The 13,680-nt window shown below is 58.8% G+C and carries 11 protein-coding genes and 1 tRNA gene; 3 read left to right on the top strand and 9 right to left on the bottom strand.

Annotated elements, in window-relative coordinates; all coding sequences use genetic code 11:
* Positions 1–3: 3 nt before the first annotated feature.
* The 5 genes from ccoO to AB6Q56_RS00740 all read right to left on the bottom strand — a co-directional run bounded on the left by ccoO (position 4) and on the right by AB6Q56_RS00740 (position 5,837).
* Entirely contained in the window at positions 4–645 is a 642-nt protein-coding gene (gene ccoO / locus AB6Q56_RS00760) for a cytochrome-c oxidase, cbb3-type subunit II (protein WP_434517107.1), read from the bottom strand.
* A gap of 10 nt (positions 646–655) precedes the next feature.
* Positions 656–2,083, bottom strand: a complete 1,428-nt coding sequence (gene ccoN, locus AB6Q56_RS00755) for a cytochrome-c oxidase, cbb3-type subunit I (RefSeq protein ID WP_434515306.1) — start codon at positions 2,081–2,083, stop codon at positions 656–658.
* Between the two features lie 295 nt (positions 2,084–2,378).
* On the bottom strand, positions 2,379–2,570 hold the full coding sequence (ccoS, locus tag AB6Q56_RS00750; RefSeq protein ID WP_434515305.1) for a cbb3-type cytochrome oxidase assembly protein CcoS: 192 nt from the start codon (positions 2,568–2,570) through the stop codon (positions 2,379–2,381).
* Positions 2,570–5,011, bottom strand: coding sequence for a heavy metal translocating P-type ATPase (locus AB6Q56_RS00745; protein ID WP_434515304.1), 2,442 nt, complete (start codon positions 5,009–5,011; stop codon positions 2,570–2,572). The genes ccoS and AB6Q56_RS00745 overlap by 1 nt, the downstream gene beginning before the upstream one ends.
* A gap of 58 nt (positions 5,012–5,069) precedes the next feature.
* Positions 5,070–5,837 (bottom strand): 3-hydroxyacyl-CoA dehydrogenase, encoded by a 768-nt coding sequence (locus AB6Q56_RS00740; RefSeq protein WP_434515303.1) that lies wholly within the window; start codon positions 5,835–5,837, stop codon positions 5,070–5,072.
* A gap of 151 nt (positions 5,838–5,988) precedes the next feature.
* Here AB6Q56_RS00740 and AB6Q56_RS00735 point away from each other — a divergent pair, with 151 nt between their 5' ends.
* Complete coding sequence (locus AB6Q56_RS00735) at positions 5,989–6,975, top strand: GGDEF domain-containing response regulator (RefSeq protein ID WP_434515302.1); 987 nt, start codon at positions 5,989–5,991, stop codon at positions 6,973–6,975.
* A gap of 41 nt (positions 6,976–7,016) precedes the next feature.
* Here the strand turns inward: AB6Q56_RS00735 and AB6Q56_RS00730 are convergent, their stop codons facing one another.
* Positions 7,017–7,274, bottom strand: a complete 258-nt coding sequence (locus tag AB6Q56_RS00730; RefSeq protein WP_295008375.1) for a transcriptional regulator — start codon at positions 7,272–7,274, stop codon at positions 7,017–7,019.
* Between the two features lie 152 nt (positions 7,275–7,426).
* Positions 7,427–7,502: transfer RNA gene (locus tag AB6Q56_RS00725), tRNA-Thr, on the bottom strand.
* 103 nt (positions 7,503–7,605) lie between these two features.
* Between AB6Q56_RS00725 and murJ the strand changes: the two genes are divergently transcribed.
* Together murJ and AB6Q56_RS00715 are read left to right on the top strand one after the other, a co-directional pair.
* Complete coding sequence (murJ, locus tag AB6Q56_RS00720; protein WP_434515301.1) at positions 7,606–9,156, top strand: murein biosynthesis integral membrane protein MurJ; 1,551 nt, start codon at positions 7,606–7,608, stop codon at positions 9,154–9,156.
* A gap of 16 nt (positions 9,157–9,172) precedes the next feature.
* Positions 9,173–9,799 carry a YbhB/YbcL family Raf kinase inhibitor-like protein gene (locus AB6Q56_RS00715; RefSeq protein ID WP_434515300.1) on the top strand — a complete coding sequence of 209 codons (627 nt, stop codon included), beginning with the start codon at positions 9,173–9,175 and terminating at the stop codon, positions 9,797–9,799.
* Between the two features lie 93 nt (positions 9,800–9,892).
* Here the strand turns inward: AB6Q56_RS00715 and AB6Q56_RS00710 are convergent, their stop codons facing one another.
* Both AB6Q56_RS00710 and AB6Q56_RS00705 read right to left on the bottom strand, forming a co-directional pair.
* A complete protein-coding gene (locus tag AB6Q56_RS00710; RefSeq protein WP_434515299.1) occupies positions 9,893–11,752 on the bottom strand; it encodes a TolC family outer membrane protein in 1,860 nt (619 codons plus the stop codon).
* Between the two features lie 566 nt (positions 11,753–12,318).
* The gene (locus AB6Q56_RS00705; RefSeq protein WP_434515298.1) at positions 12,319–13,638 is read right to left on the bottom strand and encodes a sigma-54 interaction domain-containing protein; all 1,320 of its coding nucleotides are present in this window, start codon (positions 13,636–13,638) and stop codon (positions 12,319–12,321) included.
* Positions 13,639–13,680: the final 42 nt, after the last annotated feature.

Genomic DNA, 13,680 nt, shown 5'->3' with positions numbered 1-13,680 from the left:
CTATTACTTGACGTTCTTCAGCGCCAGACCCAAGCCTTGCAGGTAGGCAATCAGGACATCCATTTCAGTCTTGTCGCCGATGGCAGCCTTGGCACCCTTGATTTCCTCATCGGAATAGGTCGGAATACCACGCGCCTTGGCATAGCCACGCATGATTTCCATCTTCTTCTCGATATCGGCGCCAACCGAATCCTTGGCCTTGGTCGCTGCCAGGAAGGCAAAAGCAGGCATGTTGGATTCCGGAACCACGTCACGCGGATTCATCAGGTGAGCACGCTGCCATTCATCAGAATAGCGACCGCCAACGCGATGCAGGTCAGGACCGGTACGCTTGGAGCCCCACTGGAACGGGTGGTCATAGACGAACTCACCAGCGACTGAATAGTGACCATAACGCTCGGTTTCGGCACGGAAAGGACGGATCATCTGCGAATGGCACAGGAAGCAGCCTTCACGGATATATACATCACGACCAGCCAAACGAACGGCATCGTAAGGCTTGGTACCTTCAACCGGATTCGTGGTCGACTTCTGGAAGAACAGCGGAACGATTTCGAGCAGACCGCCCCAAATCACGGTGAGCAGCGTCAGCACAATCAGCAGGCCTACGCTCTTTTCAATTTGCTCATGCTTAAGCATTGTTATCTCTCCCTAATCAGGCGTGATGACCAGCCGGAGCAACTACCGGCATATCCTGGGTCTTGCCGCCAGCCATGGTCTTGAACATGTTGTAAGCCATGATCAGCATGCCGGACAGGAACAGGACACCCCCCAGCCAACGGATCGCCCAGAACGGATAGGAGCCCTTGACGGATTCGACGAAGCTGTAAGCCAGCGTGCCGTCGGCATTCACCGCACGCCACATCAGGCCTTGCATCACACCGGCGATCCACATGGAAGCGATATACAGAACGGTACCGATGGTGGCAATCCAGAAGTGTGCAGTCACCAGCTTGGTGCTGTACATCTCGGATTTACCGAAGAGACGCGGCAGCAGGTAGTAGATCGATCCGATGGAAACCATGGCCACCCAACCCAGGGCACCCGAGTGCACGTGGCCGACAGTCCAGTCGGTGTAGTGCGACAGGGCATTGACGGTCTTGATCGACATCATCGGACCTTCGAAGGTAGACATGCCGTAGAAGGAAAGCGAGGTGATCAGGAACTTCAGGACGGGGTCGTCGCGCAGCTTATGCCAGGCACCTGACAGGGTCATGATGCCGTTGATCATGCCACCCCAGGACGGAGCCAGCAGAATCAGGGAGAACAGCATACCGACGGACTGAGTCCAATCAGGCAACGCGGTATAGTGCAGATGGTGCGGACCCGCCCACATGTAGGTAAAGATCAGCGCCCAGAAGTGCACGACCGACAGGCGATAGGAATAGACTGGACGACCAGCTTGCTTCGGCACGAAATAGTACATCATGCCCAAGAAGCCCGCAGTCAGGAAGAAGCCCACAGCGTTGTGGCCGTACCACCATTGAATCATGGCATCCTGCACGCCAGAGTACATGGAGTACGACTTAGTCAGGCTAACCGGCATAGCCATGCTGTTGACGATGTGCAGCAGCGCCACGGCGATGATGAAGGCGCCAAAGAACCAGTTCGCCACGTAGATATGCGAGACCTTGCGAACGGCGATGGTGCCGAAGAAGACCAGCGCATAGGACACCCAAACAGCGGTAATCAGCAGGTCAATCGGCCACTCCAGCTCGGCGTATTCCTTGCCGCTGGTGATACCAAGCGGCAGGGTAACTGCTGCCAGGACGATAATCAGCTGCCAGCCCCAGAAGGTAAAAGGAATCAGCGGGCCACCCCACAGACGGGCGTGGCTGGTGCGCTGAACGCACCAATAAGACGTTGCAAACAAAGCGCAACCACCGAACGCAAAAATAACTGCGTTAGTGTGCAACGGACGCAGGCGCCCGAAATGCAACCAGGGCCCAATGTTAAGCTCCGGCCATACTAGCTGAGCTGCAATGATGACACCGACAAGCATACCGACGATGCCCCAAATGACGGTCATGACGGCAAATTGCCGTACGACCTTATCGTTATATGTGGTTTGCGTTCCAGACATGAACCCACCTCTCGTTAATAAAAAACGGGATGCCCACCTCCCTGAGACCAAGGGGGCACATAGAAACGGATGGTATTCTAGTTGAGTGGAGGCGTTTTGACCTAGATCAACCTACCGATTATCTAAGTCAAATTAGTCCGAATTGCCTAGCCCCACCTTGCAATCCGGGCATATCTGTGGACAAAAAAAGGGTGCGTCGTAACGCACCCCAACCCCAACAGAGAATTGCTGCGAAGCACTCACCTCGCAATACGCGCATTATTGGCTTTGGGCACAAATAGCACGTTGACACAGGTCAAACTTTCTCTGCTTTCTCCGTCGCCGTTTTTTCGACTGGGGGTTGCGGGAGATCATCATCCATCAGAACCCGGAATCCCGGCCCTTCCAGATCATCGAATTGGCCGCTACGCACCGACCACCAAAACGCGAGTGCAATCCCGAAAACGAGAAGCACAGACACCGGGATCAACAGATAGACGCTTTCCATCAGTCGTCAGCCTCCTGGCGCTGAATGCGCAAAGAATTAAGAACGACCAGCAAGGAGCTGGCCGACATGCCGATACCCGCCAACCATGGGGTCACATACCCGGCAATAGCCAAAGGCAAGGCCACGAAATTGTACGCGAAGGACCACCAGAGATTTTGCCGAATAATCGACAGACTTCGTTGCGCACGCCGTACCCCGCGACGCAGATGATCAAGATTCTCCGACAGCAGGACGAAATCGGACTGCGTGCGCGCCAACTGAGCGCCACCGCCCATTGCAATGGAAACCTGCGCCTGTGCGAGCACCGGGGCATCATTGACGCCATCACCAACCATCGCCACCACCGCCCCCTGCGCCTGCAAGGCCTTGACACACTCATGCTTGCCCTGCGGCGTCACCCCTGCGCGCACGTCGTTGATCCCCAAGGTCGCTGCGACACGAAGCGCCACACTTTCTGCATCCCCGGTCAACAACACAACATGCCTACCCTGCCCGCGCAACTCGGCAACCAGACGCGCCGACTCCTGGCGCACCTCGTCACCGATACGAAACAACGCAAGACACCCCACCTCGCCCCCAAGAACGACAACGGTATCGCCACTCTGCAGCCAATCGCCTGCCGTTTCTGGCAAACGAGCACCAGAAAGTGTCAGCGCATAATCTGGCCGACCAATCCGGTAGCGTCGACCATCCACCTCAGCCTCGACGCCCTGCCCCGGCTCACTCCGGGCATTTATAGTCGCCCGCTGCCCCCCCTTCGCGGCACGCTTTAGCGCACCGGCCAACGGATGCTCTGATGCCTCTTCGAGAGCCGCCGCCAAGGCCAGGCACTCTTCGCGACCAAGATCCGCCGTCGGCAATACATCAACCAAATGCATCTGGCCTGTGGTCAGCGTCCCCGTTTTGTCGAACACAAAGTGTGTGGCCCGAGCCAGGGTTTCGATGGCATGCCCACGCGTAACCAGCAAACCATCCTTGGCAAGCGCCCCCGCCGCAACCGTCAGGGCAATCGGCGTCGCCAGCGACAGGGCACAAGGGCAAGTCACCACCAATACCGAAACGGTAATCCACAGCGCGCGCGACGGGTCGATCACATACCAGGCAATTGCAACCAGAATGGCGACAGCCAGCAAAGCCGCGACGAAATAGCTGGCAACACGATCCGCCATCTCGACGATTTTCGGCTTTTCCGCTGCCGCCCGCTCCATCAACTGGATAATGGCCGAAAGACGCGTTCCCTCACCCACCTGCTCGACGCGAACAACCAAGGGGCTTTCGGCATTGATCGAACCGCCGGTCACCGGATCGCCCGGCATTTTCGTTACTGGCTTACTCTCGCCAGTCAGCAGCGACTCGTTGGCGCAACTACGCCCCTCGATCACACACCCATCAGCCGGCACGATGTCGCCAGCCCTCACCAGCACGTGATCGCCAGCGCGCAGATCGGCCACCACGCATTGCTCGACCGAGCGATCCGCCGGAAAAGCCCGCATCTTTTGTGCGAAGGCAGGCAGCAACTTGGCCAAGGCCTCCGTCACGCTGACGGCCTTTTGGCGCGCAGTCATCTCAAGGAAGCGCCCCCCGAGCAGGAAGAAAACGAACATGGTGACCGAGTCGAAATACACCTCGCCAGCCTGGACAAAGGTTGCCCAGCAACTCGCCAGAAAGGCCGCCCCAACGCCAAGCGCTACCGGCACATCCATACCGACCCGACGCAGCTTGATATCCCGCCAGGCATTTTTGAAGAAAGGTGCCGACGAGTAAAAAACGACCGGCAAGGTCAACAGCAAACTGGCCCAGCGCATCAGACTCTCAATATCGGGCGCCATGTCGCCGTCGGCGATGTATACCGGGTAGGCATACATCATCACCTGCATCATTCCAAAACCAGCTACCCATAGACGCCACAGTGCGTCACGACGCTCCTTGCGTGAAATCTCCTCGTTCTTCGCGGCATCGTAGGGATACGCGCGATAACCAATGGCCGCGATGGCCGCCAGGATATCGGATAGCTTGATGCGCGACTCATCCCAGCGAACCCGGGCACGGCGCGTCGCATAATTGATATCGACCGCAGTCACGCCGGGCAATCGGCCAACATGCTGCTCGTTCAACCAGATGCAGGCCGCACAGGTAATCCCCTCGAGCAGCAGCGATGCCTCACGTTCACTCTCACCCAATTCCTTGACAAAGCTCTTCTGAAATTCGGCGTGATCGTACAAGGCCAGTTGATCCAGAACGGCCGGCATGGCCTCGCGCGGCGACTCCGGTAGCGCATCACGGCTCCGGTAATAGTCCTCCAGGCCATTGTCGACAATCGACTGCGCCACCGCCTGGCAACCATAGCAACAGACCGACCTCGCCTCCCCCGTTATCCTGACCGACAACTCGACATCATCGGGAATGGGTAGGCCGCAGTGGTAGCACGAACTCAGGGACATAAAAACCAAAAAAGGCACCGAAGTGCCTTTCGAATCAAGGGCGGAGCCGCAGTATAGATTATTTGGCGCCCATCCGGATGGCGCCATCCAGGCGAATGACCTCTCCATTGAGATAAGCATTCTCCGCAATATGCTTGACCAGTGCAGCGTACTCCGCCGGCTTTCCCATGCGTGTTGGGAACGGAACCATCTTGTTCAGCGCATCCTGCACCTCGGCCGGCATGCCGAGCAGCATCGGTGTCTCCATGATCCCCGGAGCAATGGTCAGGCAGCGAATGCCGCTGCGCGCTAACTCTCGCGCCACCGGCAGGGTCAATGCCACGATGCCGCCCTTGGAAGCCGCATAGGCAGCCTGTCCAAGCTGCCCCTCGAATGCCGCGACAGATGCCGTATTGATGATCACCCCACGCTCAGCGCCAGCATCCGGCTCGTTCCTGAGCATCGCTTCGGCGGCAAGGCGGAGCATGTTGAAGGTACCCACCAAATTGATGTTGATGGTGCGCGCGAAGCTCTCCAACTTGTGCGGACCTTCCTTGCCAACGACCTTTTCAGCCGGAGCCACGCCAGCGCAGTTCACCAGGCCATGCAGGGCACCGAATTTTGTGACGGCGGCATTCACCGCGCTAACCGCGGAAGCCTCGCTGGCCACATCGGTCTCGACGAACATGGCATTGGCGCCAAGCTCACCCGCCAGCTTTTGGCCGGCCTCGCGATTAAGGTCGGCCAGAACCACTTTGGCTCCAGCCTCAATCAACGCCACCGCTGTCGCCGCGCCCAGCCCCGAACCGCCACCTGTGACCAGAAAAACCTTGTCCTTGATCTGCATTTGCCGCTCTCCTCTGTGTTACCGGCCGTTATCCCAGACGGTACCGTATGGTAAAGACAACATATTACTCCGGGATCAACGAAAGAAAAATCCCCGCACCGGGTCCGATGCTATGATTGACAAGTGATCACCTGCAGTCCGCTTTCCGACCATGCCTGATCGTCCCACCGTCCGCAGCCACCACGCCGTCGTACTGGTCATCGACCCATCGCTGGCGGATCGCGCCCAGATTTGCGAGTGCCTGAACCAACTGCCGGACATCAAGGTCATCGCCGCAGGAGAGGCCGAGCAGGCACTCCAGATCGTTCGCGAGGCCAGGCCGAGCATGGTCCTGCTCGACAGCGCACAGAAAGGCATCGACGGAATATCGCTGACACGCGCCATCCGCAATTGGGAACAGGCTGGCGGTAGCGCAGCCTATGCCCCTTGGACGCCGATCGTATTTCTGTCGTCCGTAAACGACGAAAATCTTCTCGCGCAAGGGATTCTGGCCGGTGGCGACGATTTCATTTGCAAGCCCGTCTCGGAAGTCGTACTGCTCGCCAAGGTGCGCGCCATGCTGCGTATCGCGGCACGCCAACGCGAGATTTGCGACGTCCATCGCCAACTCAAGGACATCGCAACCCTGGACAGCCTGACCGGGATTCCCAACCGGCGCTACTTCGACGACACGCTGGCTGCCGAATGGAAGCGCTGCCTGCGTACGGAAACACCGCTCAGCATCATCCTCAGCGACGTCGACTTCTTCAAGCAGTTCAACGACATCTACGGACATCAAGCCGGCGACGCATGCCTCAAGGCAGTCGCCAGCACGCTGAGTGAATCGCTTTTCCGGGTGGAAGACAGCGTCGCCCGTTACGGCGGCGAGGAGTTTGTCGCCATCCTGCCCGGAACGGATGCCGATGGCGCCTATGCGGTGGCCGAGCGCATGCGGCAATCGGCCCGCGAGCTCTGCATCCCGCACGAACGCGGAATTGGCGGCCAGCTGTCTTGCAGCTTCGGGGTCGCCAGCACTCATCCACGCGCTGACAAGGCCCCGCAGCAACTCCTGCGCTTTGCCGACGCCGGGCTATACGCCGCAAAGCGCGGCGGACGAAACCGCGTCGAAATCAACAGCGACACGGCTAGCTACGCCTAACCCCTCCCAGCACATGGAAGGGGCACTCTCAATAGCGGAGTTTATTCGGCCGGCTTGCTGGCCGGCTTGCGCCCCGGAGCGGGCTTGGGGAAGTAGCCAAAAATACGGCACTGAATCGCCTCAACAGGCTTGCCGTTCTTGAAGCTGGTCACGCTGCACATCGAGATTTCCTGTTGCGCGGAAAGCTCGGAAAGCGCCACGCGCACTTCCTCAAGGGGAATCTTGATCGCATTTGCGATTTCGAGGTCGAGCAACTGCCCGTGCTTTTTCAAATGATCAAGAACCTTGGGAGTAGTCATCGCCAATCCTTTACTTCGTTTGTTGCATGGCGCCACCGGGTATCTCAATAGGGGCAGGAGCCCCGGTGAGACAAACCGGAAACGGCTGAACCACACGGATGAACGCAAAAAGGCCAACTCCGCGCGGAGTTAGCCCAAGTGCATGGAATTACTGGTGCCGTTGAAGTGAATCGAACACTCGACCTACTGATTACGAATCAGTTGCTCTACCAACTGAGCTACAACGGCACGCTTACCAAAAGCCTCGGAATATCAGGCTTTCGCCGCTTCCGAAAAAGCAGAGCGTAGAATTATAGCTTTTTCGCCCACGTTCAGGCAACGTCACCAACCCATGAATCTGCTTCGCGCGCTGGCCACGGTCAGCGGAATGACCTTGTTGTCGAGAATTCTCGGCTTTGTTCGCGACTTCGTCATCGCGCGCGCCTTCGGCGCCGGGCTGGCCACCGACGCGTTTTTTGTCGCCTTCAAGTTACCAAACCTCCTTCGCCGCATGTTCGCCGAAGGGGCTTTCTCACAGGCCTTTGTCCCCATCCTGGGAGAGTACAAAAACAAGCGCAGCATTGACGACACTCGCACACTGGTCGATCACGTCGCCAGCCTGCTATCGATGCTGCTGTTCGCCATCACTGCCCTCGGCATTGCCACCGCTCCGCTACTGGTCTGGCTCTCCGCTCCTGGCTTCAGCTCCGACGCCGGCAAGTTCGAACTGACCGTCACGCTGACTCGCATCTGCTTTCCCTACATATTCTTCATGTCGCTGGTGGCGCTGGCCGGCGGGCTACTCAACAGCTGGAGCCGATTCGCCCTGCCTGCCTTCACCCCCGTGCTGCTGAACCTTTCGTTCATTGCCATGGCGCTGTTCGCGGCCCCTTATTTCGACCCGCCCGTCTTGGCGCTGGCCTGGGCCGTCTTCATCGGCGGCCTATTGCAACTGGCGATCCAGATTCCGGCTCTGCGCAAGATCGCCATGCTGCCGCGACCAACGCTGAATTGGCGCGCCGCATGGGCCGACCCCGGCGTACGCCGCATTGCCACACTAATGGGACCAGCCCTGATCGGCGTTTCGGTCTCCCAAGTCAGCCTACTGATCAATACGATCTTTGCCTCGTTCCTGAAAACCGGTAGCGTCTCCTGGCTCTATTATGCCGACCGCCTAATGGAGTTCCCTTCCGGCATGCTGGGCGCTGCGCTCGGTACAATCCTGCTCCCCTCGCTGTCTCGTTACCACGCCAGCGCAAACCATGTCGAATACTCCCGCCTGCTCGACTGGGGGCTGCGCCTAACCTTGTTGCTAGCCGCTCCGGCCGCCGTCGGGCTGGCCATCCTCGCTGTGCCGCTGATCGCGACGCTGTTCTTCCATGGCGCCTTTTCCCCCGAGGACGTCTTCCGCACCCGCGAAGCCCTGGTTGCCTATACCGTCGGCCTGACCGGCCTGATTCTCGTGAAGGTCCTGGCACCGGGCTTCTACGCCCAGCAAAACGTCAAAACCCCGGTACGCATTGCGCTGATCTCGCTCACCGCCACACAGATCATGAATATTGCCTTCATCGGCTGGATCGGCCACGCCGGGCTAGCCCTCTCAATCGGGCTGGCCGCCTGCCTCAACGCCGGCATGCTCTATCGCGGCCTGCGCCGACTCGATATCTACCACCCCCAGCCGGGCTGGATGGGATTTCTGCTCAAGCTGACAGGAGCGCTGGCCGTCATGGCTACCGTACTCTGGTTCGCCATGGGCACCGAGACCGGCTGGCTGGATGCCTCCTTTGCAACCAGAGGCCTCCGTCTCGCCTGGCTGGTGCCGCTTGGCTGCGGCGCTTATTTCGCTACACTATGGCTTCTCGGCTTCCGGCTTCGCGACTTCAAAAGACGCACAGCCGCCTAAACAGGAGACTACACCGATGAAACTGAGCAGCACCAGTTTTGCAGATGGCCAGAAAATCCCCGGCGACTTCGCCTTCTGTACGCCCGACCCCGCGCACCATGTCTGCCTCGGCCGCAACGCCAACCCGCAACTGGCCTGGAGCGAGCCGCCCACCGGCACCCGGTCGTACGCAGTGATCTGTCACGATCCCGACGTGCCGAGCCAGGGAGACGACGTCAACCAGGAAGGGCGCACCGTTCCGGCCGCGTTGCCACGCGTTGATTTCTTCCACTGGGTTCTGGTCGATCTTCCCGCCTCGCTCACCTCCTTAAAGGAAGGCGAGTTCAGCAACAAGGTCATCCCGCGCGGCAAACCGGGCCCCCTCGCCGCCCATGGCGCCCGCCAGGGAATCAACAACTATACCGACTGGTTTGCCGGCGACAACGACATGCGCGGCGACTACTACGGTTACGACGGCCCGTGCCCGCCATGGAACGATGAAATCGTTCATCGCTACGTCTTTACCGTCTACGCCCTGGACGTGGAAAAACTCCCCGTCGATGGCCGGTTCGGCGGCCCGGAAGTGCGCGCCGCCATGCGGGGACACATCCTTGCTGAAGCCAGCCTGACCGGTACCTACACCCTGAATCCGACGCTGGCTTAACAAGCTTCGCCGGAAATGCAAAAGGCCATGCAGAAATGCATGGCCTTTGTTGTCTTATGACCACCGGCCGAAAGCCGGCAGCCTCATCGCGCATCAGCGCACAGGTTTGCAGCCGCCGACCGTATTGCCAACGCAAGGCACCGAGCTTTCGCGGTTGATCAGCCACTTGCCACCGACACGGATCATCTCCAGCGACTTCTGCGTCGTATCGCGGAAAGCATTCGAACTGTAGACCTGACGGAACTCGGCGAAGGCACGATCGTTGCCATCCATGCGGATCTTCAGATCCTGAATCTCGACGCTGATATCGGCACGCGTTGAAATACGGCTACGACGGAGTTGCGCCCAATCTTCACGGGACAACCCGCCATCCGGCGTGAAGCTCGGTGCGTAGAAGCTCGAATAAGCCGAGTAATCACGTGCCGACCAAGCCGCAGCCCAGGATCTGACCCGACCTTCAACCTCGACATCAGGGCCGGCAGTCACCGCAGGAAGGGGCGCAGGAGCGACCGGCGGACGCACCGCATTCATCGCGGCAGCCCGGGCATCGAGCGCCTCGCGATCGGTGATATCCAGCGCGATCGGATCAGTCGGACAGAGCTGCGCAGGGTCGACGTCAGCCAGCTCCCCGGCTTCCGGCGTCCTGGCGTCGAGACGTTGCAGCCCCAGGTACTGCAGCAGCGTCCCCATGCCGGCATAAGTCCGCAAATAAGCCAAGGTCAGATCACTATCGGCGTTGACAGCGGAACGACGCGCCGACAACAGTTCGTTTTCGGTATCGAGAAGGTCCAGCAGGGTACGCTGGCCGACATTGAACTGGTCGCGATAGGCATCGCGTGTTTTTTCGAGCATCGACACCTGGCGGGCATGGTGGGCCGATTGCTCCTTCAGGCGCAGAACATCGTTGTAGGCAATCAACAGGGTCTGGCGGGTATCGCGACAAGCCTTCTCACGCATGTCGAAAGCCAGATTTTTCTTTTCGATGGTCTGCTTTTCGCGGGCGCGATCAGAACCGCCATTGAACAGGTTCCAGCTGACCACCAGTTCGGCCACGTTGTAGTCACGCTGACCGATATCGCCGAGATAATTGCGAGTCTGGTCGGTGCGCGCCCGGAAATCGAGCTTGGGCGAATAGGCAGCACGACGCGCATCGATTTCATACTGACTGGCTTCGATGTTTTCGCTGGCCGCCAGCAAGGCCGGGTTGTTGCGCAGCAAGGTGTCGAGCGCGGCTTTCGCCTGCCCCGGGAAGGCACCGTTCACCTGCGTCGGCGCAATGATCGTACCGCTCGGCTGGGCACCAACGAGGCGCTGGTAGCGCGCCGACACATCGTGCAAATTGGCGTTTTCGGTCACCAGATTGATTTCGGCCAGCGCCAGACGGCTACCCGCCTGCTCAAAGTCAACGCGACGCCCAACGCCGCTCTGCACACGACGTTGAATCTGTTCATGAGTTGCCTTGTGCTGGACATAGTTGTCCTTGGCAAGATCGACGAGATGCCGGTAGCGGAGAACGTCAAGGTAGGTGCGAGACGCTTCGAGCGCCACGTTTTCCGATGCGTCGAGCAACTCGTAATAGCGAACCAGCCTGGCCTTGTCGAGTCGACGCACCTCGCTGCGTGTCGCAAAACCGTCGAACAGCATCTGGTTCAGACTGAGCACATAGCCAGTGCGGTTGTAGTCTCGCTCGGCCGCCGACGGCGTACGTAGGCTTTCCCGCCCGCTGCCGGCCGTCAGATCAATACGCGGAAAATAACCGCCACGGGCCACGCCGATTTCCTCTTCGGCAGCCCGATAGTTGTGCCACTTGGAAGTAACTTCCGGGCTGTTGATGACGGCACGCTGCGCGACATCCTTCAGCGTCGCCTGAACAGGTACGGAGGAAGAGGAAACCTGAGCAATCGCCGGTATGGCAGAAAGCGTGCAGAGGACGGCAATGGCTTTATTGTTCATGGGAGGCAACCAGAAAGTTGAAGCTTGAAGCCGAGCATGGCGCAATCGACCAAGGTAAAAACAAGCTTGAAACGATCACCACTCGGCCTTAATGCCCACAATTATAGGTAGCACATCCTATGTGATTGTAAGAATTCGTAAAACCAACCGAGAAATAAATCACACACCAGCCAAGATTTTGAGTCTTCGGCACCTTGAGCGCCGGCAAAAAGTCGCACCAGAAGAGACAAATTCGGGTTATCGCCCCCTCTCCCCCATGGCCGCGACCTAGATAACACTAATACCAAGCATCGGCAAAAAAAAACAAAAAACCCACAATCACCCAAAAAACAACACAAAACCAACCTTTGAACAAGCCTTAACAAAAACGCAACAAACTGAATAAAAACACTTATTTCAATGACAAATGAATTTTAATTTAAGTGTGAAAATCAAATTTTTTCACATTATCTACCCCCCTCCCGGCACCCAGGGGACAAATAACGTACTTATGCGAAATGCCGGACAGGCAACCAAGAACAGGGGAAAAGCCTTTCCCCACGCAACCCGGCTTAATGAACAGGCCATCAGCCTAAGCGCAGCGCTCGAACTTTCCGGTATAGCGTCCGCTGACTGATCCCCAAACGTTCGGCCAGGCCGGCCGTGCCATGCTCCGGCCGCGACTTGAGCCAAGCGAGATAACGACGCTCCAGTTCCGCAAGGGGAAGCACTTCGTCGACCACGAAATCACCTTCTGCCGAAACGGCCTGGGTGGGCTGCTCGTCAGCCAGTTCAGTCAGATGCGAACGATCGATCACGTCGCCATCGGCAAGCAAGCTGGCCCGCTCGATCAAATTTCGCAGTTCGCGGATATTGCCCGAAAACCGTCGCCCCGACAGCCAAGCCAGGGCTTCCGCCGAGATACGCCGGCCGGCGCGTCTATCGACGCGCTCGAGCAGCGATTCGGCAAGCAGCGGGATGTCGTCGCTACGCTCGTGCAACGCCGGCGTGCGAATCGGAAAGGTGTTGATCCGGAAATACAGGTCGCGGCGAAAGCTCTCGGCCTGCACCATGGCGTGCAAATCGCGATGCGTGGCCGTCACCAGCCGGAAATCCACGGGCAACCAGTCCACTCCACCGACCCGGCGATACGTCCCGGTTTCCAGCAAACGCAGCAACTTGACCTGGAGCGCCAGCGGCAATTCGCCGATCTCGTCGAGAAACAAGGTGCCTCCGGACGCGGCCTCGACCAACCCCTGCTTGCGCGTCATCGCCCCCGTGAATGCGCCCTTCTCGTAACCAAACAACTCGCTCTCGAACAGCGTTTCCGTCATGCCGGCGCAATCGACCGCCACGAACGGTCCATCCTCGCGCACACTGGCTTCGTGAATGGCGCGCGCCACCAGTTCCTTGCCGGTCCCCGTTTCGCCAAGCAACAGGACTGCCGCATTCGAATTGGCGACTCGCAGGATTTTTTCGAGCATCCCGACAAAAGCCGGCGAGCGCCCGACGAGTCCCTGCGCGGCTGCCCGGCTGCTGGCCTGGCGCACGACCCGCATGGTCTCGACAAAATAGACGATACGCCCCAGAGCATCGCGGATCGGCGTCGTTTCGACGGCGACATGCTCCTCGCCGCGCGGCGTGTGATGCAGGTGCAGGACGCGCTGCGCCCCCCCGCTCTCCATACTCAGCCGGAGCGGACAGGACTCCCCGGCTTGATCGCAAGGGACGTCGAAATGGTGCGATACCTCGTAGCAAAAGCGACCGGGCAACGCCTTGCCCACACCGAATTCGCGCATGTACGCCGCGTTTGCAGCAACGATCCGGTAATCGGTACCCATCACGATACGTGGCTCCGGCAGGCCGTCGAGAAAGGAAATGAGTTCACTCAGCACAGGATCAGTCATGTCAATTTTGTCACCAATGTCAGCCAACGATGACATTATTGT

The organism is Dechloromonas sp. ARDL1 (assembly GCF_051122455.1).
Taxonomy (GTDB): Bacteria; Pseudomonadota; Gammaproteobacteria; order Burkholderiales; family Rhodocyclaceae; genus Azonexus.
The sequence above is the reverse complement of the archived record's forward strand: the minus strand, read 5'-3'. Positions and strand labels throughout refer to the sequence as shown.

Coding starts and splice junctions, on each gene's coding strand:
- ccoN (WP_434515306.1), bottom strand. CDS start 2,083: ATGTCTGGAACGCAAACCACATATAACGATAAGGTCGTACGGCAATTT.
- ccoS (WP_434515305.1), bottom strand. CDS start 2,570: ATGGAAAGCGTCTATCTGTTGATCCCGGTGTCTGTGCTTCTCGTTTTC.
- AB6Q56_RS00745 (WP_434515304.1), bottom strand. CDS start 5,011: ATGTCCCTGAGTTCGTGCTACCACTGCGGCCTACCCATTCCCGATGAT.
- AB6Q56_RS00740 (WP_434515303.1), bottom strand. CDS start 5,837: ATGCAGATCAAGGACAAGGTTTTTCTGGTCACAGGTGGCGGTTCGGGG.
- AB6Q56_RS00735 (WP_434515302.1), top strand. CDS start 5,989: ATGCCTGATCGTCCCACCGTCCGCAGCCACCACGCCGTCGTACTGGTC.
- AB6Q56_RS00730 (WP_295008375.1), bottom strand. CDS start 7,274: ATGACTACTCCCAAGGTTCTTGATCATTTGAAAAAGCACGGGCAGTTG.
- murJ (WP_434515301.1), top strand. CDS start 7,606: ATGAATCTGCTTCGCGCGCTGGCCACGGTCAGCGGAATGACCTTGTTG.
- AB6Q56_RS00715 (WP_434515300.1), top strand. CDS start 9,173: ATGAAACTGAGCAGCACCAGTTTTGCAGATGGCCAGAAAATCCCCGGC.
- AB6Q56_RS00710 (WP_434515299.1), bottom strand. CDS start 11,752: ATGAACAATAAAGCCATTGCCGTCCTCTGCACGCTTTCTGCCATACCG.
- AB6Q56_RS00705 (WP_434515298.1), bottom strand. CDS start 13,638: ATGACTGATCCTGTGCTGAGTGAACTCATTTCCTTTCTCGACGGCCTG.